At 51.7% G+C, this 598-nt stretch carries 1 protein-coding gene and 1 pseudogene; both read left to right on the top strand.

The features are described 5' to 3' along the window. Positions 1–421, top strand: a 421-nt coding sequence (locus R7E78_RS28390) for a proline racemase family protein (RefSeq protein WP_318058915.1), incomplete at its 5' end; no start/stop codon positions are given. Positions 422–438: 17 nt separating this feature from the next. Further along, positions 439–598, top strand: a pseudogene (locus R7E78_RS28385) (aldehyde dehydrogenase (NADP(+))); the annotation flags it as partial.

Here is a 598-nt window from a genome sequence, read left to right as displayed (position 1 = left end):
AATACTCTCCCCCAAAGTGCGCACCGCCGTTTCTAATGCAGTGGAATGCACCCATCCAAATGATCCCACGGTTTGCGGCGTTTCCCATGTACTTTGGACAGGGAAACCAACGCAAGACGGCGCAACGGCTCGCAATGCCGTTTTTTATGGCGATAAAGCGCTCGACCGTTCGCCATGTGGAACCGGCACGAGCGCACGTATGGCGCAATGGCACGCGAAAGGAAAACTCAAATCAGGCGAAGATTTCGTGCATGAAAGCATCATCGGCAGCCTATTTAACGGCCGTATTGAGGGTATCACCGAAGTAAACGGACAAACGGCGATTTTGCCGAGCATTGAAGGTTGGGCACAAGTGTATGGCCACAACACCATTTGGGTCGATGACGAAGACCCGGACGCGTACGGATTTGAAGTGAAATAGGACAGTAGGGAAGAACAATGAATTCGCAAAACTCACAGGTGTTTTACGCCACCAACGCCTTTACCGGTGAACGATTAACGACGCCGTTTCCCGTCCATGGAGAGATGGAAGTTAACCAAGCTGCAGAAGCAGCAGACAAAGTTGCACGCAGTTTTCGCCGACTCAGCAACGAAAAGC

This window comes from Vibrio sp. YT-19(2023), assembly GCF_033337395.1.
Note: the sequence above shows the minus strand (reverse complement) of the source record. Positions and strands in the feature narration are given on the sequence as shown.